This window comes from Cetobacterium sp., assembly GCF_051653945.1.
GTDB lineage: Bacteria > Fusobacteriota > Fusobacteriia > Fusobacteriales > Fusobacteriaceae > Cetobacterium_A.
Genome location: NZ_JBOFXD010000093.1, coordinates 1 through 26614, shown reverse-complemented (window position 1 = coordinate 26614; position 26614 = coordinate 1). Strand labels below are relative to the sequence as shown.

Here is a 26614-nt window from a genome sequence, read left to right as displayed (position 1 = left end):
AAATTTACTATTTTCAAAAATTATATTGAGAACTGTAACCTATCCGATCTTGAGAAACAAAATATAAAAAATCTTGTATTATATAATCATAAACCCAATTAAATCTTCAATTTTAAGATTTTGTATATCCTAATATTATTTACATAGATTAAAAAAAATTTAATTATAAGAAAAATATATAAAATGCTATTATATTATGAAATTATTATCTATTAAGCAAATTATTAGGTTCTAATTAAATATTTTCATTATATTACAGAAAGTGCCTTATATCCCACCAATAAATTAGTGGGATATAAGGCACAATCTTTTCACCTCTTTTCTTTAGTATTTTGTCCAAGATATAGAAGGAAAATTTTTAACAATCCTCATATAGAAGCAAGGTTCAAAGAATTAATTTTCCAAATCGCTAAAGAATATGATATGCAAATTTTAGCAATAGAGTGTGATAAAGATCATGCCCATATATTTGTTAATGCACTTCCTAAATATTCTCCTGCTGATATTATGAAGATAATCAAAGGCAATACAAGTATCATTTTAAGAAAGGAGTTCTCAAGCCTGTCAAAAGCTCCTACTTTGTGGACAAGAAGTTATTTTGTATCTACGGCAGGAAATGTATCATCTGAAACTATCCGTAGATATGTTGAATCTCAAAAAACAAGGGGATGAATCCATTGAAAACCATCAAGATAAAGCTAAAACCTAATAAGTTTCAAGCTCAAGAACTGGTAAGACTTTCCAAAGAATATATCAGACAAGCTAACCTTTTAATAGAAACTGCTGTCGCTGATAAAAAGTTTCCTAAAGCTACATCAAAGCATATAGACGCTGAACTTCCTTCTGTTATTAAGAACGAATTAATCAGATATGCTAAAACTAAATTTAAACAATTTGGAAACTGTACTTTTAAAAAGCCTACTATTTCTTGGAATAATCAAAACTATTCATTTATATTTTTTACAATAAAATTTTCTAGATGAAAAGTTTTACCATTTCCAGTTGGATGTTGTAACGGAAAATAACCATATGGTTCTTTCGAATATTTCTTAAAAATATCTTCTAAAATATTATCTGTAGATCCTAACTCTTGTTTTTTCTCACTCTTTTGAATTTTATTACTTTCTGTACTTTTTATCTCAATATATTTATTTGCAATAGTTTCAAAGCCTAACATATCATCGATGGTATAAGTCTCATTCATCTTTTTAGGATAAAGTTCTTCTAATACCTTTAAACACTCCTCTATATCTAATCCATTTATAATTTTATCTTTCATCAACTTAAATCTTTTATTTTCTGATAAAATCAATTTTGCTATAAGATTATCTATATCATCTTTCTTCAATATATCTTGAGTTAAAATTACATCTTTTGGAATTGATTTTCTAGTTCTTATTAAACTATACACAATTAATTTTTTTAAATCTTCCAAGTATAAATATCTTTTATCATCTAATAGCAAGGGATTTTCTAGCTTCCCATTTTTTAAATTTTGAATAGAATTATTCACCTTTAATTCATGAGATAATGTTTTTAATCCTTTTAGTCTTTTGATTATATCTTTAGAAATTCCAACTCTATTCACAAAATCATTTATTAATATTTTCATGATATCTACTCTCCTTTCAGTGATAAATAACAAGATATATTAGAGCCCCGGGCCTGTCAATAACTTTTTATTCTAAAGTTTTAAAAATAAAAAAATCCTGAATCTACTAAAGAAACAGGATTTACCCTACTCAATTTATTTGAAAACATTATTAAAAAATCGATTTTTACTATATATAATAGGTTAATAACCTATTTATATACTTCTCCTCTACTTCCAATATTGATAATCAATATAACTAATTCATCATTAACTATTTTAAATAATGCTCTATAACTTCCAATTCTAAGTCTTTTAATATCTTTAATTCCTTTTAAATTTTTTACATCATACAATGAAATTATTCTAGTATCTTTAGAAATTTCAGTAAAAGCTTCATAAAATTTTAAACATAAAAAAAGTAGAGGGCAACCATCACAAATCCCTCTACTTCACTACTAAATCACCTTCTAATAACTTTAAAACTTTCAATCATTTTTTTAAAAAACTTTTTAAATCTTTTAATAGTAAAACAGTTTACTGACTTTAAATCTATTACCTCTATAATAGTTAGAAAAACAACTTCATGATTTGTTAAAATTAATTAAAATACTATTTTTCTTCATTTTTTTAAAATTAAAACATCTTTGAAACTGTGTGATGGCTATTTTTTAATACTCTAAACTTTTAAATACTTTTCTACCTTCTAACTATTATTATGACTTTTAGACGTTTATTTTTTCATTAAAAGTTTTAAAAAATATTTTATTTTTTTTAAAACTTTTTTCATATAATCTCTTGTCTAAATATTATAAAAAGTGTTAAAAGTAATAAATAATTTAATCCCCCAAAATAGTAGAACCTCTATCCCCCCCCAGAGGTTCTTTCTATTTTTTGTAATTTTTATTTTTTAACTATCTTTATTTTTAAAACTTCATCATCTTTTTTATCAAAAGTTATACCCTTAACTTTAAAATCTAAATCTATTATTCTCTCTTCTATTTCAATAGCTATTTTTCACATCAACTTTTCTAGCTCTAAGTCTATCAAAAAATCACCTCTTTTATTGTTCTAATTTCCATTCACCAAATTTTGCCCACTTATCATCTCTTTTCTCATGAACTATAATTTTTCTATTTTTTCCCAATTGTTTTATTAAAGATTCAATGTAAGTAAAAGTATTTTCATAATCTTCTAACTCTTTAAATAATAAAATCTCCTCTTTTTCTAATAAAGTAACTCTATACATTTTCCACCTACCTTTTTTATTTTAGTATGTTCAATAGAATAAGTTTAAATTTAAAAAAATTTGACTATTATTTCATTTACTAATGTAATCTGTTAATGCTAAAACTATATCAATATTCCTTAAAATTTAAATACTTTAAAAATATCTGCTTTCTTTCAGAATATTTAATAAAATATTAACTCTATTTACTAGGAACTCTTAAATAGCTCTATACATAACTCATATTAATCAAATTCTTGCTCTTTTAAATTCTATATTTTGATTAAAACTATTTTTAACTTTAATCATATAAATAACTACTACTACACTAATTTCATGTTAATTGAAAATAGCACAATAAATTTTAAAAATTAAATTCATAATTTTTAGATTGTTTTTTCCATTATAATATCATATTTAAAGAATTTTTTCGTTGAAATATAATCTTAAAATCATCTCTAAATGAGGGTTGCAACTCTTCTAGAGTATCACATCTCTTATAATTATTAAATATTTAATAATTTATCCTTATATACTTTGAACATAAGCTATTTTATTTTTTGTTCAGTTATTGGGTTAAATTAAAAACAAAAAAAATAAAAGAATTTGATCATTAGCACAGTATAAGAGGGCAAGAAAAGTCACCAGAGTGCACGCTTAATAGTTTCTTACATTTGCCTTGGCAAATTGCTAGAAACTGCGTGTTAGAAGAGGTATCTTGACCTTTCAGGTGTCTTCGACTTTAAGGGAGGTGAATATTATGGCAAATTATCATTTGAATATATCTTATGGTAGAGTTGGAAAAGGTGGTCCACATATTGACTATATTTTAGGACAAAACAAATATGTTAATAAAGAAAATGAGATTAAATACACAAATCACAATTTGCCTAATTGGTCTAAATCTCCTAAAGAGTTTTGGGTAGCTGGTGATGAAAAAGAAAGAATCAATGGTACAGTCTATAAAGAGATTAGAATCTCCCTTCCTAATGAACTAACTGAAGAAAAGAATATTGAGCTTTTAAATGAGTTTCTAGATATCATTTTAGAGGGAAAGTATCACTATTCTGTATCTATTCATAGTAAAGAAAGTTCATATAAAAATGAGATTTTAAATACTCACGCTCATATTATGTTTTCTCCAAGAGAGCTTGATGGAATTGAGCGAAATAAAGATATTTTTTTTAAAAGAGCAAACGCCAAATCTCCAGAGCGTGGAGGATGTAAGAAAAATACAGAGTGGAATAATATCGAAAAGTTGTTAGAGATAAGAAAAATATGGGAAGATTTGCAAAATAAATATTTAGAAAATGCCAATGTTAATGAGAGAGTTTCATGTGAAACTTTAGAAAAACAAAGAGAGATTGCTTTAGAAAGAGGAGATTACCTTTTAGCTGAATCTTTAGATAGAAATCCCATTCATATTAATGGAGCCTTATTAAAAAAATCTGAGGAGAAATTAAGTGAAACTCATAAACAGAAGCTTGAATCTTTTAAGTTAAATAGAGAGATAAAAGAGTTAAAAGATGAAATTCTAAAATTAGAAAGATTAGAAGCTGAGAAATCTTTGAAAAAAGATACAATAAAAGAGATTGATTTAGAGTTAAATAACTTTAGTGATAGTAAGTACCAAGATATTTTAGACACTCATGAGAAATTAGAAGAAATAAATGTGGAGATCTTAAAAGTTGAATATGAGCTTTTAAGCAGTTTTAATATGGAAAAAAATAAGTTAGATTCTTTAAATCTATTATTAAAAGATTTAAATGATAAAAAATTCTCTTTAGAAGAGCATTTAAAACAATTTGAAGATACGATACAAGAGAATGAGTTTAAAATTTATGCTGAAGAGAAATTAAAAAATAGTTTCAATACTAAATTTAATATATTTAACCAAAGTAACTACGAAATTAAAAAAGCTGAAAAGATCTTAAAAAATATTCCAAGACAATTAGAAAACTTAGAAACTACAAGTTTAAATATTCTGACTAAAGGTGAGTATTCTAAGTTAAAGAGACAATTAGATTCCAATGAATTAAACTTAATGATATATAAATCTGGTTATAAGTATAAAGATGGTAGTGAGAAAGAGCTAAATTTCTTTAAAAAAGAGATTGAAAGATTAAGCGAATCCAATAAAATTATTTTATCTCAAATTGAAAAGATAAAAAGCGATTATTCCGCTCCTGAAATGAAAAATAAGAAGATTAGAATTGAAAAAAGTATAGAGGAAAAATTATTAAAAGAAAAAGAGTTACAAGAATCTATATTATTAGATAGAAAAATAACAGCTCTTATTCTTCATAAAAAGCTAATTAAGGTGGATGATAGTGTTTTTGAGTGTTATTTATCCAACAAAGAGTCCGAACGTCTTAAAATGAGTTTAAGAGCGTCAAAGTCATCTAAAATTTATAATTATTTTAAAGATCTGAAATTTGGTGATATAGAAAGATTAGCTTTAAATAGTTTAAGTAAGGGAAGATACTTTAAAGCTATGAAGGAGTATAAAGGTTTAAATAAAAAAAGAATTGAATTGGAAATAGAAAAAGATTCATACTCAACTTTATCTAAAAAGTTATTTCATCTCGGTTCTTTAACTAAAATAAATAGAGAATTAAAAAGTGTTAATGAGTCTCTTTTAAAATTAGAAAAAGAGTTTAAAGATATTCAAAAATCTATTGGTGATGAAAAACTTCATAAAGAGATATCTAGAATTAATGACTTAAGAGATAGTATTGCTAAAAGATATTCTAAACAAAGTGATATGTATAGTGAACAATCTAAACTTAAAGAGTTTTTTATTAAAGAGACAAAAAACCTGAAAAGAGAATTAGATCTTGAAAAAGATATATCCAATAGATTTACTAAAAATTCTTTAAAAACAAATTATATTAATTTAAGAGGAAAAATCTTAGGAAACTATTTAGTTGATTTTGAAATAGAGAAAAAGAAAAGAAAAAGTTTTGAAATGGATTTTTAGATATTTTAATAGAATAATTTAAAATGTAAGCACATACTGAATACTCCATTAGAAGAGGTGATAGAAAAAATTTATGTTTTTAAACATATTTACATTATACAGTTTTTATCTCTTCCCTAAATGAAAAGAGGTCATCCCTAAGGACAACCTCTTTTCTAATTTACTTAATCTCACTTTCAATAGCTACATCTTTGCCACTAAAAGCCATTCCTATTTTTATTACTTTTGATACTCCATTATTTTTCATAGATATATCATATTTTTTCTCATTTATTTGAGCTAAAGCTTCTTTAGCCTTCTCTTCAATAGAGTTTTTATCACCTATTTTAAACTCAAATATTAATCCATAGTTGCTCTTATCTTTAGGTTCTAGTGCTATATCATATCTACCATAGCCACTTTCCCTATTAGAAGTAATTATATACTTATCACCTAGTGTTAAAAGAACTCCAAGCATAAAGTGATGATAGTATTTCTCACTATCTCCAGTATCGTGATAACTTACTGCTGACATATACATTTTTTTAAATTTATTTATAAATGAGTCTAAATTTCCTAAAAATAAATCTTCCATCATAGTTCCATAAAAATGGACATCTCCTTTTGTATATGTCTCTATGAAACTTTGTCTGAAGAAACTTTTAATCTCTTGATTAGGTATTTTTAATGAGTATGATTTAAGTCCAGTTATTGGAGATATTCTCATTTTCTCATATGTTAAATATCCTGAGAATAGCATTAAAGACCAAACAGTATTCGTATTATTTAAATCATCAAATACTATATTTTCTGAAATAGTTTCCCAGATTGATTCTCCCTTGAATATTAACTCCAGCTCTTCAAAAACTTTTTTATCATTTTTAGCTAATAATTGTTTTATTAGAGCATTATCACTGGTATTTATCCAGTAGGGATTAAGTTCTTTATTGTTAATGCAATTTATAATAGACCAAGGATTATACACTAGCTTATCTCCAAACCTATAACCGTTGTACCATTTTTTAATTTCTTCTAGTTCATAATCTAATTCATAGTATTTTAAGGCTTGCTCTATTTCATTTTCAGTTAATCCAAAATAATTAAAATTATTATCTAATATTGTAGATACAGTAATATTATTTAATCCTGAAAATATACTTTCTTTCGCTACTCTCAATATTCCAGTAAGCACTGCAAATTCCAAGTAGGGATTTCCTTTTAATGCTGCACTCAAAAAATTACGAAAGAAAAATATGGCTTCATCATAATAACCTTGTGAATGAGCTGTTACTAATGGTGTGTCGTACTCATCTATTAGAATTATCGTCTTTCTCCCATAAAATTTAAAAAGGTACTTAGATAGATTCTTTAATGCTCCCATAAAATCTCCAGTTTCATTTAAAAACTCTATCTTATCAAAGTCTATTTTTTCACTCTCATCTAATTTTTCTCTAATATATCTTTTAGTATTAAATATGTCTTTTAGTAATTTTTTTATTTCTTCAAAACATTCTATCCAATTACTGACTTTTATATCTTTTAAGCTGATATATATAACTGGGTATTCGCCTTGATACGTCATCTTGTCTGTATTTAAAATATTAAGATTATTGAATAAATTTTTATTAAGCTCTCTATCTTCTATGTTAAAAAAATAGTTAAGCATTGACATATTTAAAGTTTTTCCAAATCTTCTTGGTCTCGGTAGTAGTGTTACTTCAGATTTCTTATTCAATAATTCATCTATGAACATTGATTTATCAGCAAAATAATAATCATTTTCTATTATTTTTTTGAAGTCATCTATTCCTACAGGTAACTTTTTCTTAACCATTTTTTTCACCTCATTAATATATTTTCTTAAGTATATCACATCTTCGGCTCAAAATTAACACTTATATATTCTACTATGAAATATGAAATTTTTTAACTCTTTTTTTAGGTATTCCATAATATAATCATAATTTTCTTTATCACTTTCATTTGATTTTCTCCTAAAATAAAATCTCTGAAATTTAATCCAGAGGTTTTTTAACAAAAATATTAATAGATGTGACATTGTATATAGTTGTTATATATTGTTATATTGTATATATTGTTATGTACAAAAAATACATGTGTTTTTTATGCATCTAACAATTGATTTTATTGGATTAAATACAAAAACATGCTATACTTATTACTGAGGTATACTTTACTTATTACTGAGGTATTTCTATACTTATTACTGAGGTATTTCATACTTATTACTGAGGTATTTCATACTTATTACTGAGGTATTTCTATAGTTTTCGTTATCAAAGAGGTATATTTTTCAAAAAAATTTGAAAAAAAGCCTAAAAAGTGGTATTTTACTTATTACTAAGGTATATTTTTTGTAAAAAAACATTAATTTTTATAAAAAATAAGTCAAATTTTAGAGATATACCTTAGTAATAAGTATTTCTTATTTTTTAATTAATTAAGAGGAGATTTCAATGAAGAATATTAAAAAATTTGACTCAGATAATTACATGGAAACAGAAACTATTGATACAGGAGAAACGTATTATTTAGAAGAGGAACTTTATGTTGATGAAAATTCAATAAAAAATAAATCACTTGTAAGAGTAGATATAAATATAATACAGTTTCCTATTTTCTCTAAAAATACTAAGAAAAGAAAAAATGAAATAACAACATATTATTTTAATAAAAACCGTGATACATTTATAACAGTTACTCCATCAGCAGGAGAGTATATACCAGGAGAAACTGAAGAAGTTATTTTTATAGCTCTAATGTCAATTATGAAAAGAAACGGAATGAAACAAGAGTTTTACACAACAAGTTCAGAAATAAAAACAGAAGCTAAAATTAATTCAAAAAATTATGGAGCTGTTATAAAAAATTCATTGATGAGATTATCATCTACAAATTATAATTTTAAAAATACTATGTATTCAAGTGAGAATAAAGGAGTTATATCTGAAGAGGTAAGTACTCCTATTTTAACTTTTAAAGCAAAAAGTTTATTAGAAAAAAATCATCAACATTTAAGAACAGAGTTTAACGATAAAAGAATAAAAGAAGCTTATTGGATTAAAATATCAGATCATTTTTTTGATAATATGGTAAATAAAGGATATTTTGTATATGATAGTAATTTGCTCTTAGATTTAAAATCTTCAATCGCAAGAACTATTTATATGCTTATTGAAAAATTAAGGTTTAATCAAAATTATTTAAAGATAGATACTGTTTTTTTAATAAAAAGGATTCCGTTAAAATTTGAAAAGAGAAATTTACCTCAAACGATAAAAACTTTAGAGGGTGCTTTTAAAGAATTAGCAGCCAAAAATTTAATAGAAAAATATAACTTTTTAAAAGATAGTACTTGGTTAAAATCAGAAATTGAAATATATTTTCCAGAAATTAGTATTATTGATAAACAAAAGAGATTTTTTGAAGATTTAAATTATTTTAAAAAAATATCATCAAATATGTTAATTAGTGATATGGAACACGAAGTAATAAAAAATGAAAATATGAATATAACTCCAGAGCTAGTTGAAGAAATTTTTAATTTGATGCCTAAAGAAGCAAAAAAATTAACAACTATGCCTAAAACTATATACGAATCTTTATTAAAATTTGGTTTAGATAAAGTAAAAAAAACAGTATTGTATATGGTAAAGCAAAAATCTCTGAAGAGTCCGAGAGCATATTTTTTAAAAGCTTTAGAAAATGATTGGGCAGAAGATATTATCGAGATAACAGAGAATAAAAAATTAGATTTTAAAGAGAGTACTTTAAATTTTAATGATAAAACAGAAGCAGAAAAAAAAGAAAATCAAAATATCTTATTTTCTAAATTTGAAAAGTTACCACTAGAAATTCAGAATGGAATAGAAGGATACGTTTATAGAGAATATATTGAATTATGTGGAATGGAGACAAAAGTTCAACAATTAGCATTTTTAGGAAGTCGAAAAAAATTAATTTGTGATTATTTAGAAAAATATCCTCAATTGGTAAAAGAAGTAGAAGTTATAAAAAATCAAGAACAAGAACCAGTTATTGAGGAAAGCTTAATAATTCTTATAGATAAAGAAAAATTAAGAAATTATGTAGATGAATATGTTAATATTTACATAGATTTAATCAAAGAAGAAAATTCAAATTTAGAAGAAATTAAAAAGAAAATAATATTAGATTGTATGAGAGATTTCTTAAATAAAACTTTAACTTTAGAAAAATTAGAAGATATAATTAAAAAGAATTTGATATAATTTATATTGTAAAATATAATAGAAAAAATATTGGTATATAGGGAGGATTGAATGAAAGTAATATCAATCATGAACATGAAGGGAGGAGTTGCAAAAACTACGTCATGTCATTCGATAGCAGCGAAATTAAAGTCTATGGGAAAGAATGTGTTAGTAATAGATTGGGATCCTCAGGGTGATTTAACTTATACTATATTAGACGAAGAAGAGATAAGTAAAAATACAAAAGATTTAGTATTAGGTGAAAATATAAAAAATTGTATAACTGTTACACCAGAATTGGATATAATAGCTACAGTAAATGAAGAAGCCCTTGTAAGTACTGTAGAAGGAATAAAAGCAGAAGATAGGCATTATATTCTTACAGATAGTTTAGAAAATTTAAAAGGATATGATTATGTGTTAATAGATTGTCCACCAACAGAAGGTAGCTTGCCATTAAATGCCTTAATAGCATCAGATTATGTTTTTATACCAACGATTCCAGAAGATGTTTGTATAAGAAAAACTGAAAATACAGTTCATTTAATTAAAAAATTAAAAAATAGAGGTGCTAAAGTAAAAATTGGTGGAATATTTATAACTAAATACGATAAAAGATTATATGTACATAATGATAATATAGAATTTTTAAAAGAAAATTATAATAATTTAATTTTGAAAACAACAATACCACAAAACGTAAGACTATCAGAGGTTTCTAGAGCAAAAAGCTCAATTTTTTCATATTCACCAACTTCAGCAGGAGCAATTGCGTATGAGGAGCTAACAAATGAGATATTGGGGGTTATTTATGGTGAAAATTAATAATAAAATACCTGCAAGAAGAAGTCAAGCAATTAATAGAGATTCAGAATTAGGACTAGATATTTATGGAAAAGATGAAGCTTTTGTAGTTACAGAGAAAAATGCTGGTAACAAGTTGTTACCAGCAAAAGATGATTCTATTTTTTCAAATGAAATTATAGAGAATGAATTAAATTTTAAAGAGATTTTTGAATTAACTGATGATATAGAAATAAATAAATTTTTAATTGAAAAATCAACGGAATTATATAAACTACATTCAAAGACAGCTTTGGAATTAGGTAAAATATTTGTTGATGTTGAAGAAAAATTAAGTGGATCTAATCAGTATGATGGTATATATACTAAATGGCTAGATAAAAATGGTTTCAATAAAATGACAGCACTAAGATATAAAAGACGTTATAGATTATTTGAACAACTAGAAACAATTGTAGGGAAAAATATTTTAATGACTTTGCCACAAAAGATGATTGATGAGATTAGTTTAAAACCTGAAGAGGAAATAAAAAAGTATTTAAAACTTTTGGATGAAGGAAAAAATAAGCAAGAATTACAAATGATAATTGAAAGTAAAATTGAAGTAGTTCAAATAGTATCAATAGCAGACTTTGATTTTTTAAAAGAATATGAAAGAATTAATGATAAGCTAAAGAGTATATCTTTTGATAATTTAGATAATAAGAAAAAAGAAACACTGGAAAAAGATATTCAAAGAATAGAAAAGATATTAGAAAAATATATATAAATATTTATATAATAAGAAATATTTGAGAAAAGACAGAAATTTAGCAGTATTAGGATTTAGAAAATTTGAAACTACGATTTAATTAGTAAGAACTTGTAGAAATCCTAAGACAGGAGAAGAAATAAGAGTTCTAGAGAAGAAAATAGTTAAATTTAGAGTTTGAAAAGGGCTGGTAGAAAAGGTAGCTAAATAGTATAATTAAAGGGAGCAATAAAGATATTGCTTCCTTTTTAGTTATATTTGAAATTTGGGGGAAAAATCGTGATAAAAATAAGTGAGATTACAAGAAGAGATATTTTTGATATATTTAGACTCGATTTTGTAAATTATTATGGTCGACTAAGTGAGATAGAGTTTCTAAAAAGAATATATAATTTAGAAAAGATGACTTCTACAGACTCAAGATTTGAAAATGCAGAAGGAGATATCTGGCAGCATACTATAAATAATGATGATTGGGAAAGAGACTGGGTATTTTTAGATTCAAGATTCGAATTATTAACAAGCGATGAAGTTTTGTTGAAATTTATTTGTGAGGTATTTCATCCTGTAGTTAGAAATGAGAATTTTGATTGGAAAAAATATCAAAAAATGATTAATAGTTTATTAGAACAAGATGGATATGAGCTTTTTGAAGGAGAATCCATTTCTGGTAGAGTAGTTTACAATTGGAAAGAAAAAAATTCTATTATAAAGGATGATAAATTTAAACCATTGAATTTGAAAGAAATTGGAAGAGGTTCATATGCAATAGTTTTTTCATATGAAGATAGTTTTTATAATAAAAAGTTTGCTTTAAAAAGAGCAAAGTCTGATATAAGCGAAAAAGACTTAATTCGTTTTAAGAGAGAATATGATACTTTAAAGAATTTAAACTATCCATATATTGTAGAAGTTTATAACTACTTTGAAGATAAAAATGAATATGTAATGGAATATATGGATAACACATTATTAAAATTTATTCAAAGTCATAATAATAAAGATAGTCTAAAATTGGATGAACGATTTGGTATAATAGCTCAGATTTTGAGATGTTTTAATTTTCTCCATAAAAAAGAGATTTTGCATAGAGACATAAGTTATTCTAATATTTTAATAAAAGAATTTGAAGGCATCAGAATCGTTAAATTATCAGATTTTGGATTAGTTAAATTGAAAGAAAGTACATTAACAGATCCCACAACTGAGTTTAGAGGATCTTTAAATGATCCAATATTAGAAAGAATCGGATTGGGAGAATATAGTATAGTTCATGAAACATTTGCGTTAACACAAATAATTTTATTTGTGTTAACTGGTAAAACAAATTTTTCAAAATTAAAAAATAAAAGTTTAATTGAATTTAGAGATAAAGGATTGAATTTAGATTCTAAAAATAGATATCAAGATATAAATGATTTAATAATAGCAGTACATAAACTTAAAAAAGATATTTTTGATGAATAAATTAAAAGAACGGTAAGGACAATATGGCAGAAATAAAATTTGAGATTATTGAAAACTTAGGGACAGTTGGAGAAGAGACTAAGGGATGGAAAAATAAGATTAATCTAATTTCTTGGAATTCTAGAAAATTAAAATAGATATTCGTGACTGGAATGAAGACCATGAAAAAATGGGAAAAAGGAATAACTTTGTCTAAAGATGAATTAACAATTTTAAGAGAAGTTTTAAATTCAATTGATATGTAAGACTTGTATACTAAGGATGCTTATAGCATCTTTTTTGTTTTTAGTATTATTCTATGATAGTATATAAATATATAATAAAGAAATAAAAATTTAAAAAATGTTAATTTAAATAGACTGATATAAAGTGTAATCAGATGATAGAATAATAATGAAGAGTGAAAAAATATGAACAAATTTTTTTAGTTTCAATAAAGATAAGAAAAAGGAGGATTAATGAAAGAATCTACAGAAAGAATTAAATATATTACAGATTACTTAGTAAGCTATAAGCAAAAAATAGAATTATCAAATAAACATGGTTTATTTGATAATGCAACATTATATGAATTATTTGCATCAGAAATATCTAAATTATGGTTTGGACAAAATTTTTTAAATCTTAACTCAAATTTCTCTAATTTTCCGTATGTTGATTTAGTTTCTGAAGATAATAAATTATACATACAAGTTAGTACAGCTCAAGATATTCCGGCAAAAATTAAGAAAACTTTGATAAAAATAAAAGATGCAAAATCTGACAAAGTTTCAAATATAAATAAATTATACTTTTTTGTATTAGGAAATGAAAGTATAAATAAAATACAAGATTATTCTGGTACTAATAAAATAGGAAATATTGATTTTATTGCATCTGAGAATGTTATAACTATTAATGATATTATTGATAGACTAAAAGATGATCTTGAATTTCAAAAATCTTTATATGATATACTTTTTTATGAATCTGAATCGTATTCCAATAATGCCGAAAAATTAAATAATATGTCAAACCTAAGTAAAGCTCTTATTGATAAGAATGTAGATAATCTTTTAAATAACGAATATGAAATTGATAGAAGTAATATCATTATTAATATAAAAAAAGATAACCATAAATTTATCTCAATACAAGGGGATGCAGGTATAGGTAAATCTGCACTTTGTAAAAAACTTGTTTTAAATGAAGAAATTATATTATATGCTCGTGCTGAAAAATTTACAGAAATCATAAAATTAGAAGATGTTTGGGATTTAGATATTAATAAAACATTAAAGTTTCTTAATGGTAAAAAGATTACTTTTTTTATTGATGCACTTGAATTTATTGCAGATGGTAAAAAAACTAAAATGGATATTTTGTATCAGTTATATGAGTTGGCAAGCAATTGTAATAATGTGCATATTATTACTTCTTGTAGAACTTGTGATAAAACAGCATTCATAAAATTAGAAGCAAACTATAATATTTTTGTTTATTCAATAACTGAATTACAAGATTCAGAGATAGCTTTAATTGCAAATAAATATCCATTAATACAAGAAATATGGAATCTTAATTCTTATACTAAATTAATCAGAACACCATTTTATTTAAATCTAATTATAAGCAAAATTAAATCTATAGATAGTATAACAGACATCAATGAGTTAAGAGATTATATTTGGAAAAATATAATTTGTTTAAAAAATAAAAGTACCCAATTTAATATAAATACATCAAATATTTCAAATATAATTAATTATATTGTTTTTTCAAGAGCAAAGGAATTTTTAATAGGAGTCTCTAAAACAGATGTTGATAGTAATATATTAGATATCTTAATCTCAGAAGGAATTATTATAGAATTTGAAAATAAGATTCGTTTAAAATATGATATATTTGAAGATATTTGCTTTGAAAACTATTTTGATGAAAAGTTTGATAACTGTAAAGGTAATTTTGCCAACTTCTTTTCTGAAATTGAAAGTTTAGGAAGATGTGTTTATAGACGTTATCAAATTTGGATAGAAAACAAATTATTTGTAAAAAATAATAGACAAAAATTCCTATATAGTTTGATATCTTCTAATATCATTCTAGAACCATGGAAACAACAAACAATTATAGGAATTGTAAAGTCTAGATTTTGTAAAGAATTTTTTATCGAATATGGAGATTTTATATGTAAAAACAGATTAAAAGAATTTTTAGAAACTGTAAATATGTTTTCATTTGAGACAAAAATATTATCTGTAGAAAATGATAATTCTTACGCATATTTAAATCCTATAGGAACTGGGCGTTCTGAGCTTATAAAATTATTAAAGGAAAATAATATTCATAAGGATATTTCTTTTAAAAATGAAATAATACAAATTTGTACAGATTATTCTAAACAAATTAATTTGGAGTTAGAGATTGCAACTATTTCATGTGAAATATTAAAATATTTTATTAAATATGAAATGGATAATATAGATAATAAAAATAAATCTTCTTTAGATAAAACTATTAATACATATTTAACTCCTATATACACATTAGCTAAATACTCGAAACTTTGGATAAAAGATTTTTGGCAAGATATAATTACTCAATACAAGCTTGAAGATAATTATTTTTCTAAAAAAATTCTAGAATATGTTTTGAAAAATACAACACCTGCTCTAGCTAAAGAATTATCTTTAGAATTATGTGAAATTGCAGATGTTTATTGGATATATTCCCATAAAAAAGAAATAAATCCTTACCATATGCATTATGAATCTCTCAGATCTAAAAATAGCGAGTATGGATTAAATCAAAAAGCTGAAAATTATTCTTATGATTTTAAATATATTAATCAAAATTCTTTTTTTACAATGCTTGTAAAATATAATTATATGGAAGCTTTAAATTGGGCAATTAAATTAACCAATTATATTGCTGAGAAATATAAAGAAAAAAATTCAAAAGATATATACGATATAGAAATTAGAATTGATGAAGTTGGAAATTTAAAAAAATATATAGGAAATTTACAATTTTGGACAGTAGGAACTGAAGAAAATAATATTAATGAACTAATTGGAGATATTATATATATTTTAACACAAAAAATTATTATCTTAATTGAAGATTTATCTAAATACAAAGAGCTTTTAGAACAATTTTTAAAAAATATAAAAAAGAATATCCTTGAAAATTCTAATAATATTATTATGTTAACTCTAATTCAGAATATAGGTCATCGATTTGCTAAACAATTTCCAGGATATGCAAAAGAATTAGGAAGTAGTTTAACTCTTATGATGCTTGATACTCAAAAAATTATATCATTATTCCCTGATGAAACTATATCACTTTTAAGAAATCATATAATAAGGACAATGGGAGTTTACTCTATAGAAAAACGATATCCAACAACAAAAGACGAAAAGAAGTTTATATATTCAATACAACAATATATGGTTAACATGCAACTACAAGGAGACTCAAATATAAAGTTACAAATTGAAAATATATTAGATTATCTTTATTCAAAAATATCAAATGATAATGAAAATGCTTATTTATATTTACAAATTCAAAAAATGGATTTAAGAGATGCTCAGGCTCAAAAAGTTGATGATAAAACTATTATTTTAATTCCTAAAATAACGGGCGAAGCTCAAAAAGTTGTAAATGAAATAGAGAACAATGATTTTAATTTAGAGCAAAATACTCTTTCGAATATTTTAAATGAATGCGTTCACAAAATTAATAATAATATATTAAGTACAAATGAATGTCTTAATAATATAGATAAATTGTATAATATGATACCTTCTTCTATAAATCATATAAATATAGAAAGATTTTTAATGTTACTTATTCCATATGCTTTAAAAAAAGAAGATTTAAATACAAATAAAAGAATAGAGCTCTGTAATATCTGGATAAATGGAATTAATAGAATTTTTAAAAATGAGACTTTTATATATGACTATCCTCTTACTTATGTTTTATTTCAAGAAATTGAAAAAAATAGTGGTGGTGAAACATTTCAAGAAATAAAAAAATTAATGTTAAGACTTTTGATTTATGATGATCAACAACCAGGACTAATTGAAATAGCAACTATTCTTCAAAAATATTTATTGACTAACGAAAAAGCAGCAATATCATTATTTAATACCATTATTGCATTATCACAAAAGAATTCCATATTGAAAGAAGATGAAATAATATTAAAATATCTCATTAATAATGAAATATTTAATTTAGAAAATTTTAATATAAAAAATTATGATATTAATATATTATGTCACATTTCTAATTGTGGATTAAGTTTAAAAGATTCTAGATTCTATAAAGTTATGAAAAGTGTTATACAAGAAATTATTAAAGTTCTCTATTCATCTAAAAGTTATTATAATTTTTTAGCCAAATTTAAAGTAAGTAGATTTTTAAACAATAACTTTTCATATTCAGATGATATTTCTTTAGAACTATCTCTATTATTTTCAGATATGAATTATTCAAAATTTAATGATAATATATATGAATTTTATGAAGATTCATTGCTTATTTTATCGACATTCTTTGATGCATACAACTCTCCTTCTATTAGAAAATGTTGTATTAAAAATATTAAGAATATAGAAAAAAATATTTTAGCTGTGCCTAATGATATCGTTAAAAATAATTTATTAAAATTATTGTTTTTAACAATGGGAAAATATCATTCTATCAATTATAATAAATATCCAACTAAATTTTCATATTCGGATAAATGTTTTTTAAATGACTTATGGTCAAAATATGGGGAAAATTATTTATCAGATATGCTCAATGTGATTTATAATTTGCATATTAATAAATTACTTCCTGAAGTATTAATTTCAATTAATACTTGTTTTAATAATGCTCAACAAGATCTTAAATCATTTATTACAAGTATAAAGGAATCAGAAACAACGGTTAATTTCATTATAACAAAAGCATTTTTAGATTTTAATGATGAAATAAAACAAGATCAAGAGTTAACAGATTCTTATGAAAATATTCTTAAATTATTAATAAGTATAAATTTTAAAGAAGCAGCTGTTGTTTTAGATGAGTTTAGAATTCACTAAAATATTTTTTCAGTTGAAGTATATAGTTTACCTGTAATTACTAGAGGAAGATTAATTTTAATAAAATATTTAAATGGATTTTAAAAAATAATTATAATAGAAAAGAGAGTCCATTTGGACTCTCTTTTCTATTATTCAGTAGTGTTGTATCTATACTAGAGTGTAAATAATATATTTGATTTAAAAAAATAATTACTTATTTTTATACGTTTTACTTAATTTTTTTGGACATATACTGTATTATAAAATTAAAATATTTTTAATAATATACAGAGAAAATTAATATGGATTTAAGTTTTACAGTTAAAGTCACATTAATGAGTATTTTAAGATGAAAAAATGAGAAATTTTCTCATTTTTCTTTATTTTTAAAGAAAAAAATGGTATTCTTTAATTAAGAGGTGATAATAATGTTAATGCAATTTAATTGTAAAAATTTCAAGTCATATAAAGATGAATTCTCTTTAGATATGAGTGCAACATCGATAACTGAGCATTCTAATCATGTTGTTTTATTAAATAAAGGAGCAGTAACTGAAAAACTATTGAAAGTTGCAGCTATTTATGGTGCTAATGCCAGTGGTAAATCAAATGTTTTAGAAGCTTTAGAACATATGAAATTTTTAGTGAAAACATCTTTTACAGATGCAAGTAAAAGAAAAGTTATTCCACTTAAAAGATTTAGTTTTGATGAAGCAAGCAAAAACTCTACTTCGACTTTTGAAGTTTATTTTACATATAAAGAAGAACAATATCAATACGGATTCTCTTTAGATAGCAATAAAATTTTTGAAGAATGGCTTTATAAAAGAGATTTTCGTATGAAAGAAAAATATATCCTTATATTTGAAAGAGAATTCCAAGAATATAGCTTAAATGATAGTTTAAAAGATTATTTACCACTGTTAAACAGTTTAAGTCCCCAGACATTATTACTTTCATTTTTATCTAATATTAAGCTTCATGATATAAATAATGTTTATGATTGGTTTTCTGAAACAAATATTATAAATTTTGGAGACCCTTTAAGAGATATGATGGCTCATAAAATACTACCACAAGAGTGTTTTAATGAGAAAGAGGATAAAAATGAATTTGAAAAATATCTAAACTCTATAGATGTGGGAATTGAAAAGATAAAAGTGGAAGAGATTCCTGATTCAAAGGATGAAGATGGAAATGCAGCCTATAAAGTTTTCTCAATTCATACCAACAATGAGACTAAGCAGCCAGAACCATTAAATTTATCTGAAGAATCTCATGGAACTTTGAAGATGATTACTTTATATGAACCGATTAAAAAAGCTTTAAAACATGGAGCTACCTTATTAATTGATGAGATGGACGCTAAATTACATCCTTTGTTAACTAAGTATATTGTTAATATCTTTTTTAATGAGGAGATTAACAAAAAAAATGCTCAATTAATTTTTACAACTCATGATGTTGTTAATTTAACAAAAGAATTGTTTAGAAGAGATGAAATATGGTTTGTTGAGAAAAATGAAAAAAATGAATCTAGTCTTTATTCTCTTATTGAATATAGATTAGATGATACAAAGGTCCGAAAAGATGCTAGTTATAATAAAGATTACTTATATGGAAGATACGGAGCTGTTCCTATTTTAAAAGAGTTTGGAATGGGAGGTGAATAACTTTGGGATCTGATGATTTACATAAAAAAAGGGTTAGAGAGAGAAAAATAAGAAAAGAAGCTGTCAGAGATTTAACTCCTTATAGAATTCTAATTGTGTGTGAAGGAGAGAAGACAGAACCAGGTTATTTTAAAACATTAAAAGATTTGTTAGAAGTAAAATTTAGAGATTTAGTTGATTTAAAAAAGGTAAATCTTAAAAAATTTATAGAGATTGATGGAAGCGGAAAAAATACGGAATCTTTAGTTAGGCATACTCTAAGATTAAAAGCGCAAGCTTCTATTCCTTTTGGCCATGTGTGGTGTGTATTTGATAAAGATTCATTTACAAATGAGCAGTTTAATTCAGCAATAATCAATGCAGAAAAAGAGAATATTGAAGTAGCTTGGTCTAATGAGGCAATTGAGCTTTGGTTTTTACTTCACTTTGAATATGTTTCAACAGGAATAACAAGATATCAATATATAGAGAAGTTAAATTATATTTTCAAAGGTCTTGGATTGGGTAAGTATGAAAAAAATATGGATGGAATTTATAATATTTTAAAAGAATATGGATCTCAAAATTTTGCAATTGTAAATGCTAAAAGATTATTAAAAGATGGATATAATTATGCTGATATGAAGCCAGCTACAACTGTATTTAAATTAGTAGAATTATTAGAGAATATGTTGTAAAAAGTCAAAAAACTGAATAATATTTTAGATTTAATAATAATTATTGAAATAATGGAGGCGTTATGATTAATTATTTTTTTGATAAAATTATGAATTTAGATGATCAAAATTTTGAAGCTGCTTGTAAAAAAAGAGTTATAAGAGAATTTAATGGTGGAATTTTTTATGAAACTGAAGATGATTTTTTTATTAATTTAAAAAATTTTATTTTAAATTTTAAGATTGAAGATGTTATACAATCTATATTTATTATAAACTCTTGGCTACCAAATAAGTCCAGTACATTCAAGTCTTATATTTTAAATCAAATCTTGCTAAATTTAACTGAGGAAGAAAGTAAATTAAATTTTAGGATAAATACCTATAAAAAATTTGAATTTTTTACAAAAAAAATACAAGAATATATGCCTGAATTTAATTACTATGAAGATTATATTCCTGAAGGAGATAAAAATGAGATAAAGTATTATTATAACAATAAAAATTATTCTGTTTTTTATGGTGGAAATTATAGTAATTTATATGAATATTACTATTTATTTGAAATTATGTATTTACCTTCAAAAGATTTATTTTTAGATAATATGAATCCACATAATATCTTTGTAGAAACTTTAAATTATATAGAGAATATTATAAAAATAACTTCAGATTATAACGAGATAAAAAATTTAATACCAGGTTATTTTGAAGTTCCAAGTTCTGATTATTATTTAAATATAACTAGAAATTTTAAATATATTTCTAGTTTTATTTCCAATGATATTTTTACTTTAGATCAAATACAAAGAATAGAAAAATGTAAAAATATAGAAGAAGTTATTAGTAGCTTTGATAGTGGAATACCACTTTCTTTATCATTAAAGTATAAAGATAGCATATTTCCATTATTTTCTAGAGATCTAATAGCTAGAATTATAAATATTTATGAAAAACAAGCTTTTAAAGTAGATCAATATACATTTTATAAAAATATAAAGTTAGGGATAGCTAATTTTATTGATATTCGATTTAATAAAGAATGTTTAAAATTGATTCAACCTATTATTTCTGAAAAGAATAGTTATAAAAAAAATGATTTAATTTATGATTTTATGTTTATTTGTGATGATGAGATATTTTTATTTTTTACATCTGAAATTAAAGATTTAGATATTTTAAATATAAAAATAGAGAATGAAAGAAAAAAAATAATCGAAAATAAGTTTGTTTTTGCAGATCATTTAAAACGACAGAATATTCAAATAAATGGACCTATAAAAAAAATAAATTTTTATAACATCTATTTAAAATCAAATTTTACCCCGGAGTTAATAAAAGAAAAAAAATTTAATTTTAAAATAATTTTTCTCAATGAACTAATATATATATTTGATGAAGTTGAAAAATTAGAAGAATTTAAAGAATTTAATAGTTATATGGAAAGAGAAACAGAGATAATTTCTGTAAGTAAGTTAGATATTTTTGCTAATTTTAAAATGGGGCACGGCGAAATTTTACATGGTGCAGAAGATCCACATTTATTAATGCTGTCAGCCTCTTCTTCAGATGAATTTAGATATAATAGTTTAAAGTTATTTTGGCAAAATAAAGAATATATCGATTATGGTCATCCAAAAGAATGGGACATAAAAGCTAGAGAAAATGGTGTAGTTGATTTGCTTCATAAAAATTTGGGAGATTTTAGTTCAAGTATAAAGATAGGAAATACTATAATAAGAGTTAGTTTAATAAAAAATCAATTTTATACTTCAGATATAAAAGAGATTGGACATGATTTACAAAGTATATTAATAGAATATTTTTTGAAATTTAAATATATTTTGGAAACTGATGAATATTTTACACAACAAAATAATATTTTGATAAAATTAATGCCTGAAGAAATTTTAAAAGATTCTAAATTTAAACATTTATTACACTTAAAAGATTCAACCAAAAAATGGGATAGTGATTTCGTTAGACTAAGTTTTAATGAGTATAGAATTAGAATTTTATTTAATACTTTAGAGATATCAAAAACTCTTGTAGAAAATAAAACAAAATCTTTTGAATTAGATTTTTTTATTAGTATAATTAGTTATTTTAATTTAAAAAAAGTATCAGAAATATTATTTGGTGCTGAAAAAATTAAAAATGAATCAAATATAATAAGAAGAGTCCCTGTAGAAAGTACTATCATAAGAGATAATATATACGAAAAATTTGAAGTAGAAGATAAATTTTATATAAAAATTCGAAAAGAAATGGCTATTCTTTTAAAACAAAAAGGAATAACTCCTGGAAAATATGTAGGGAAAGATTCATTAGAAGTATTGTATAATATTAGAAAAATAATTACAGAAAAGCTATTAAGCGAAATATTAGAGTTTGATAAAAGTTTAATTTTATTTTTTTTAGAGAAACTAGAAAAATTATTTTTTTATAATAAAATGGTTAGAAAACATCATAATGAAGAGTTATATTTTGATGAATTTGATAGATATATTAAAGAAAATAAAGAATTCATGTTTTCCCATAAAATTTTTACAATTATTATTGAAAATAAATTGTACCAAAATATTTATGGAGAAAAAAAAATAAATGAAAATGATGCAAAATATTTATATGCGTTATCAAAATGGTTATTAGATGTATTTACATCAATAGATTTTATTTATTATTCAATTAATGAAGAATTATATTTAATTATAGAAGATAATATGTTGTTTTCTGTAGAAAACCCTAAGCATATCCAAGATATAAATGATGATTGGTTTAAACAAATGACAACTATGACGTTTAGCGGAAATGATTTAAGTGGAATTCTTTCTGAAAAAGAAATGAACGATTTCTTTAATAAACTTGATATAGAATTTAAAAATTTTTATCAATTTACAATAACAAATATTTTTGAAGTACTTCATGCACTATATCTATATAGAGGTAATGACCAGCTAACGGAAGAGATATCAGAAGAAGAAATAATATCTTATTTAAAAGAGTGCTATCCAGAAATAGATAGTAAATATTTTAGAGAAGTAATCAACTATTTAACTTTAGATCCTGCTTATTTAGGAAGTGTTCTAAGAGAAGATAAATTAATTGAAAAAGGCTTTATTCCGTATGATGAAATAAATAAGCGACCTTATAGATTAATTATAAAACCTCTCATAAAAATTGAAACTAAATTTTATTTTACTCGTGAATTAATGAGTAGAAGTCAGCAAACATATTATAGACATATTTTAAACGGAAAATTACCTTATAGAAACGAAAATAATAAAATTCAAACTATAATAGATAGTTATGCAAAACAAATTCAAGATAAAATAGTATACAAAACAATAGAAATAGCACAAAAAGTGGGTTATGAATCCAGATTTATCTTTAGAGAGGTAGATTTAAGAACTTTTGATAAAGAAGGTAAACATCTAAGATTAGATCTATTAGGAGATTATGATGTTTTGCTATTTGATATTCAAAAAAAGATTGTTTTTAATATAGAATGTAAATATATTTCTCAAGATTTTTGTGCAAAGGATTTAAAAAATACAATGGAACAAATTTTTGGGAGAAAAGGAAGTAATAGAAAATATTATATACAACAATTTCTAAAAAGACAAATTTACTTGAAGTCAGTTATAAAGGATGTAGTTAATCGTAAATTTGATATTCATATTGATGAAATAACTGTAATTCCAATTTTTCTAACTTATACAACAAATATGTATTTAAAGTATCCGCCAATTGATTCAAATATCGTTTATTTAACAATAAACGAATTTGAAGAATACTTAACCAATGTATAAAAACCTATAATAAAGATATATGAACAAAATAATCTATTTTAGCTCAAAGTTAAAATTCCTTAATAAAAAATAGGGTATATATTTATATACCCTTATCTTTTTAAAGCCCTTAAAATCGATTTTATGAGGTCATTTTTTTCAACTTTTTATTAATAAATAATTTATACTTTAAATATTAAGTTCTGCAACAACTTTGTTCATATCACTATCAGTAATACCTAAATATAAAAGTGTAGTAGATTGACTACTATGATTTAATCTTTTCATAATAAGTTCTAATTTATATCCTTTAGAATATGCTAAATTTCCCCAAGTTTTTCTCATGGTATGAGTTCCTACACGAATACTTAAATTTTCATCAAATACCGCTATTTTGAAATATTTATCAACTGCCTGTCTAGTTATATGATTTTTACTTTTACTAGTTCTATTCCCTTCTCCAACAAAAAGAAATGGATTATCTTTAGACACTATAGCTTTTTTTCTTAATTCAAGAGCTTCTTTAAGAGCTATAGATGTATTTTCATTTATTTTTACATGATTAACTTTTCCAGTTTTCTTATCAACGGCCAGATAGTTTCCAGTTAAAAGATAATTTTTAGCTTGATCAACGGTAATTTTTAAAACATCAGAAACTCTAAGAGCTAAATTAACTCCAACTTTCCATACTAGAAAACAAGTAGGATTAATTTCAGCCAATCTACTTTCAAATATTTTTAAATCTATCTCATTTTTAAACCCTTCAACAGTATTTTTCATGATTTTCACAACATCCTTATTTTATTGATATTTCTAGTTTACGTTTTTATCTATAAAATAGATTATACAGGTAATAAGGTAAGTAGTCAATAAAATATGAGTTTTCTAGTTGCTATAAGTATATTTTGTAAACTAGAACATATAAATAATTATTTATAAATATTAAATTAAAAACTTCTATTATAATAAATGAACTTAATTTATTATAATAGAAGTATAAAAAGTATATAGTTTCTCTTGTAGATTTTTTTTATTGGAGTAGTTGAAGCAGAATGGGATTAATGCTTCAACTACTTTACTGAATATATCCCTGAAGAGATATAATACAGGAATCACAAAGATATTATATATTACTTTTATGGCTAGAGTATGTCATCAATTAATTTTATTTTGATGCTACAATTTCAATCATAACATTTGAATTTTTTGGTAATTTTGAAACCTCTATTAATGATCTAACAGAATTAATATTAACAAAAACTTTATTATAGATTTTATTTATTTTTATAAAATCATCTAAATTTATAATATACGTTGTTATTTTAATAATATTTTCAAAACAATAACTATTTTTTTCTAAGATTGCTTGAATATTCTTTAATATTTGATGTGTTTGTTTTTCAATATCATTTGATTCTAACTCCATTGTTTTGGGATTAAGTGGAATTTGACCTGATAAATAAAGTGTCCCATTCACTTCAATCGCTTGAGAGTAATTAATAGTTGCGGGGGCTTCAATTGTGTTTATTATATTTTTCATAATATCAACTCCTAAATTAAGATACTAATTAAAATAATAAATATTCCAAAATATTCTTGAAAAAATATTATATAAAAATATCTTCTAAAAATGTTAATTAAATCCTTTTTACAAATGAATATTAAACTAAATAAATTGCTAGAGATAATATTTACATCCCTTAGAAACAAATTATTTATTTCAAAAATATCTTCAATTTGAATATTTCTTTTAAGTATTTCAAAATTATTCATTCATAAATCTAATCATAAATATATTACCTTTTTTATAAGTTAAATGATTAAAATCAACCAGTATTTTCTGATCCTTTAGCTTTGTTGTACAAAATTTTTATGTGTTCTAGCTTTGAATTTTCTCTTAAAAATATACTTGTGAATACATTAATATTATAATATAGAATGGCTATAGTACATCATTATAAAAAATATAGTTTCTCATTAGAGTAATAGTTTTTTTATTTGAAGAATCAATAAAGTTATAAATTTTTTATTAGAAGTTTAAAAGAACTATAACAATAACTTAAATAATTTTTCATAAATATCACCTCTTAATGTCTATTTTTATATATTATTACGAAATAATATATTTTCTTAATATATCCTTCAATTATTTGCAATTTGATTGAATAACAAGTCCTTTGAATCCTACAACTGTTGAGTTTGGCAATATATTTTGAAGAACTATGGTGTTAGCTCCAACCTTTACATTTTCTCCCAGTGTTATTGCCCCTAAAATTTTTGATCCTGCTCCTATAACCACACCATTTTTTATTGTTGGATGTCTTTTTTCTTTACTATTTTCATTACCTGTTCCACCTAAAGTTACTTGATGATAAATT

General features: G+C 23.5%; 18 protein-coding genes and 1 pseudogene. 12 read left to right on the top strand and 7 right to left on the bottom strand.

Annotated features, from left to right (window positions below; all coding sequences use genetic code 11):
* Positions 1-288 precede the first annotated feature (288 nt).
* Together tnpA and ACRC8M_RS10130 are read left to right on the top strand one after the other, a co-directional pair.
* Positions 289-672 carry an IS200/IS605 family transposase gene (gene tnpA / locus ACRC8M_RS10135; RefSeq protein ID WP_257164359.1) on the top strand — a complete coding sequence of 128 codons (384 nt, stop codon included), beginning with the start codon at positions 289-291 and terminating at the stop codon, positions 670-672.
* 5 nt (positions 673-677) lie between these two features.
* Entirely contained in the window at positions 678-983 is a 306-nt protein-coding gene (locus ACRC8M_RS10130; RefSeq protein ID WP_257164358.1) for a hypothetical protein, read from the top strand.
* Here ACRC8M_RS10130 and ACRC8M_RS10125 read toward each other — a convergent pair.
* The 3 genes from ACRC8M_RS10125 to ACRC8M_RS10115 all read right to left on the bottom strand — a co-directional run bounded on the left by ACRC8M_RS10125 (position 944) and on the right by ACRC8M_RS10115 (position 2840).
* Positions 944-1612, bottom strand: coding sequence for a hypothetical protein (locus ACRC8M_RS10125; RefSeq protein ID WP_438508462.1), 669 nt, complete (start codon positions 1610-1612; stop codon positions 944-946). The genes ACRC8M_RS10130 and ACRC8M_RS10125 overlap by 40 nt on opposite strands.
* A 191-nt stretch (positions 1613-1803) precedes the next feature.
* Positions 1804-1947, bottom strand: a complete 144-nt coding sequence (locus ACRC8M_RS10120) for a type II toxin-antitoxin system RelE family toxin (RefSeq protein ID WP_438529015.1) — start codon at positions 1945-1947, stop codon at positions 1804-1806.
* 707 nt (positions 1948-2654) lie between these two features.
* Positions 2655-2840, bottom strand: a complete 186-nt coding sequence (locus tag ACRC8M_RS10115) for a hypothetical protein (protein ID WP_257163700.1) — start codon at positions 2838-2840, stop codon at positions 2655-2657.
* A gap of 739 nt (positions 2841-3579) precedes the next feature.
* On the opposite strand from ACRC8M_RS10115, the gene ACRC8M_RS10110 reads away from it, so the two are divergent.
* A complete protein-coding gene (locus ACRC8M_RS10110; protein ID WP_438529014.1) occupies positions 3580-5799 on the top strand; it encodes a MobA/MobL family protein in 2220 nt (739 codons plus the stop codon).
* A 160-nt stretch (positions 5800-5959) separates the two neighbouring features.
* Here the strand turns inward: ACRC8M_RS10110 and ACRC8M_RS10105 are convergent, their stop codons facing one another.
* Complete coding sequence (locus ACRC8M_RS10105; RefSeq protein WP_257164299.1) at positions 5960-7612, bottom strand: ATP-binding protein; 1653 nt, start codon at positions 7610-7612, stop codon at positions 5960-5962.
* Positions 7613-8255: 643 nt separating this feature from the next.
* Here ACRC8M_RS10105 and ACRC8M_RS10100 point away from each other — a divergent pair.
* The 9 genes and pseudogenes from ACRC8M_RS10100 to ACRC8M_RS10060 all read left to right on the top strand — a co-directional run bounded on the left by ACRC8M_RS10100 (position 8256) and on the right by ACRC8M_RS10060 (position 24257).
* The gene (locus tag ACRC8M_RS10100; protein WP_438529013.1) at positions 8256-10049 is read left to right on the top strand and encodes a hypothetical protein; all 1794 of its coding nucleotides are present in this window, start codon (positions 8256-8258) and stop codon (positions 10047-10049) included.
* 51 nt (positions 10050-10100) lie between these two features.
* The gene (locus ACRC8M_RS10095) at positions 10101-10856 is read left to right on the top strand and encodes a ParA family protein (protein WP_257164301.1); all 756 of its coding nucleotides are present in this window, start codon (positions 10101-10103) and stop codon (positions 10854-10856) included.
* Positions 10843-11604 (top strand): hypothetical protein, encoded by a 762-nt coding sequence (locus ACRC8M_RS10090; RefSeq protein WP_257164302.1) that lies wholly within the window; start codon positions 10843-10845, stop codon positions 11602-11604. The genes ACRC8M_RS10095 and ACRC8M_RS10090 overlap by 14 nt, the downstream gene beginning before the upstream one ends.
* Positions 11605-11698: 94 nt before the next feature.
* Positions 11699-11767 (top strand): annotated as a pseudogene (locus ACRC8M_RS10085) (HU family DNA-binding protein); the annotation flags it as partial.
* A gap of 98 nt (positions 11768-11865) precedes the next feature.
* Positions 11866-13053, top strand: a complete 1188-nt coding sequence (locus ACRC8M_RS10080; RefSeq protein ID WP_257164226.1) for a protein kinase domain-containing protein — start codon at positions 11866-11868, stop codon at positions 13051-13053.
* 458 nt (positions 13054-13511) lie between these two features.
* Positions 13512-18134, top strand: a complete 4623-nt coding sequence (locus tag ACRC8M_RS10075; protein ID WP_257164225.1) for an SMEK domain-containing protein — start codon at positions 13512-13514, stop codon at positions 18132-18134.
* 410 nt (positions 18135-18544) lie between these two features.
* The gene (locus ACRC8M_RS10070) at positions 18545-19789 is read left to right on the top strand and encodes an AAA family ATPase (protein ID WP_257164224.1); all 1245 of its coding nucleotides are present in this window, start codon (positions 18545-18547) and stop codon (positions 19787-19789) included.
* Between the two features lie 2 nt (positions 19790-19791).
* Positions 19792-20466, top strand: a complete 675-nt coding sequence (locus tag ACRC8M_RS10065) for an RloB family protein (RefSeq protein ID WP_257164223.1) — start codon at positions 19792-19794, stop codon at positions 20464-20466.
* Between the two features lie 62 nt (positions 20467-20528).
* Entirely contained in the window at positions 20529-24257 is a 3729-nt protein-coding gene (locus tag ACRC8M_RS10060) for a hypothetical protein (RefSeq protein ID WP_438529012.1), read from the top strand.
* Positions 24258-24425: 168 nt separating this feature from the next.
* Here the strand turns inward: ACRC8M_RS10060 and ACRC8M_RS10055 are convergent, their stop codons facing one another.
* The 3 genes from ACRC8M_RS10055 to ACRC8M_RS10045 form a co-directional block, all read right to left on the bottom strand.
* Positions 24426-25016: a tyrosine-type recombinase/integrase gene (locus tag ACRC8M_RS10055; protein ID WP_257164407.1), complete on the bottom strand. Its 591-nt coding sequence runs from the start codon at positions 25014-25016 to the stop codon at positions 24426-24428.
* A gap of 385 nt (positions 25017-25401) precedes the next feature.
* Entirely contained in the window at positions 25402-25776 is a 375-nt protein-coding gene (locus ACRC8M_RS10050; RefSeq protein WP_257164408.1) for a Rid family detoxifying hydrolase, read from the bottom strand.
* A gap of 606 nt (positions 25777-26382) precedes the next feature.
* Positions 26383-26614: serine O-acetyltransferase (locus ACRC8M_RS10045; protein WP_438529011.1), on the bottom strand; the 232-nt coding region annotated here is incomplete at its 5' end.